The following is a 2,420-nucleotide window of genomic DNA, read 5'->3' as shown; positions in this document are numbered from 1 at the left end:
GCATTAAATGCCAGACCGAGAAAGTGTTTAGGGTATAAACAGCCTGCTGTTGTATTCAATAAATTACGCAAAGTACGTAAAGCAGCTTAATTTAGCGAGTGGTGCACTTCGGAGTTGAATTCGCGTTTAGTTGTTCTAGATAAGAAGTTTTAACGCTGTTAGCGTCAGATTTACTCCTACAAATTGGGCAAGTATTAGGTCCAATTGGTATAAACACAAGCTTGAAGTCAAAATCCCTATGCTAATGCTGCTTGCGCCAGAATGCGCCTCCTGTACAAGATAATTATAAAACCAGTCAGCACGAGAGTGTACCAGTAATCTCAAAACTTTTTGCAATCTTTAATAGCACTATTGTCCCTTTATACTAGGCTAATAACTATTCGTTATTGTGGCGCATCATATAAAGCCATTAGCTGGTTGCTTGTCACAGAAGCATAACTATCTAATTTCATTAAAGGAACTATTTTTAAGATGAGCGCGATTGATACTGATTTCTGTAGGCTACCAATTGGTATCAACAGTGCTTCTATGTGTAGTGAAGTTAGCCGATTACTGACCAAAAGCTGGAATCCTCATGTGAATCATAGAGATTACGTTGGAGATTGGGATGTATTACCGCTGCGATGTCAGCTGGAGCATACAAATGCGCATCCGATTTTGCAGTGCTTTGCTATGGGGGATGGTAGCGAATGGAAAAACCTACCTTTAATGGACAGTTTGCCAACGATACGAAGCTTAATATGGAGTTTGCAATGTGACGTAAAGTCGGCGCGTCTAATGCGGTTAAAGCCTGGGGCATATATCAAGCCACACAGAGACAGAGGACTATGCTTGTGTAAGGGAGAAGTAAGGCTACACGTGCCGATATTGGCTAATGACGAGGTATTATTTTTAGTTAATGGCAAGGTCGTACCAATGGCTGTTGGTGAGCTTTGGTATATCAATGCCGACAAGACACACAGCGTAAAGAATAATGGTGGTAATGATCGTGTCAATTTGGTCATTGACTGTGTGGTAAATGAGTGGATCGCTGAACATATTAAAGGAGAGTCGATGACTCACTCAATATGAAGCGCTAGTAATGGGCACACTCAAAAGCAGGTGGCGTAAAAAAGTCTCAAAGGGCTGACGTTTGCCATTGTAAAAGTAAACGATTATTGCTGAAACGTGTTTGTACAAGCGCATCGTATGTCGATTTTTTAGGTGACTTGCTGTCATCGAATCTAATTTTTGTCAACAAAGAAAGAGCTAGCCAAGAATATGTTTTCAGGCAGGTTGCTCTGAGAAAAGATGTCATTAGAGCTGTTTTAAATGAAACGTTCTGCAAAGTGTATCTTTATGTTGGTCAGAGATAAGAGGTAATTCAGTAACAGATCACCAGTTTTCGAGAGTAGGTGGTACTCAAGCTGGGATGCAACTATAGCCAGCAGGCTTTTGACTTTAATTAGGAGACATAAATGAGTGATGAATATACTGGGCAGATTATGCCATGCGGCTTTCACTTTGCGCCGGTCGATTTTGCATTCTGTATGGGTGGGACCGTTCAAATAACACAATATACTGCCGTGTTCGCGTTACTCGGTACCTACTTTGGTGGTGATGGGAGAGTATCATTTGGTTTGCCTGATTTTAGAGGTAGATCGCCTTTGGGCTATGGTACATCTCCATATTATGGTCCATTTAATATGGGGCAGTTTGGTGGTGGAGATTCCTTCATATTGACCGAGTCTAACCTACCACCACACCATCATGGAGTTAATCTTAATGTTACTGGAGCAGGAGACGCTACAACCACTCACGTGACTTTAAATGCGACTCAATTGGAAGGTGATTCAGCCACACCACAGGCAGGAGCGTACCTTGCAACAGCACCAGATATCGCGGGTCCTGATGCACCGGAAAAAATTTACTACACAGGTGGTAATCCCTCTTCTACCGTAGCACTCGGAGGAATAGAAGTGACTCAGACTGGTTCTGCATCTGGACATGTTAGCGGTGAAACTGGAGTAACAGGGGCTGCTGTTGCGGTGAGAAGTCGTAGCCCTTACCAAGCGGTGAATTATGTAATTTGTATGGAAGGCATCTTTCCACAAAGGAATTAAGAGCTGACGTAGCTGCTATGTCGGACGTGATGGTTAGCTCATTTAGCTGTTTACTAGGTGAGCTGACCCAAACTCAACTGCGCTTAAAGTAACACCTGTAGATGTGTTTAGCATTACGGAATTTTATGGCCATTGCGTATGAGCAAGGTATGTTTTACCTGCTCTATAAGCCACCCGGTTTATTTTAGATAACCCGAATTCAGATAATAAGTGCACCACTCATGGTTAATCGGTGAGGAGAGATCAACTGCCTGTTGGTGGTACTCTGTAATCGCCAAAAAACAAGAGTAGTTACCATGAGTTACAAGCAGTTGATCG

At 42.5% G+C, this 2,420-nt stretch carries 2 protein-coding genes; both read left to right on the top strand.

Annotation, left to right across the window (positions count from 1 at the left end):
- Positions 1-471: 471 nt before the first annotated feature.
- Positions 472-1,071 (top strand): aspartyl/asparaginyl beta-hydroxylase domain-containing protein, encoded by a 600-nt coding sequence (locus F9Y84_RS21730; protein WP_147391480.1) that lies wholly within the window; start codon positions 472-474, stop codon positions 1,069-1,071.
- A gap of 386 nt (positions 1,072-1,457) precedes the next feature.
- On the top strand, positions 1,458-2,102 hold the full coding sequence (locus F9Y84_RS21725) for a phage tail protein (RefSeq protein ID WP_147391479.1): 645 nt from the start codon (positions 1,458-1,460) through the stop codon (positions 2,100-2,102).
- Positions 2,103-2,420 lie beyond the last annotated feature (318 nt).

Origin of the sequence: Pseudoalteromonas peptidolytica (genome assembly GCF_012641745.1) — a bacterium.
Lineage (GTDB): Bacteria > Pseudomonadota > Gammaproteobacteria > Enterobacterales > Alteromonadaceae > Pseudoalteromonas > Pseudoalteromonas peptidolytica.
Note: the sequence above shows the minus strand (reverse complement) of the source record. Positions and strands in the feature narration are given on the sequence as shown.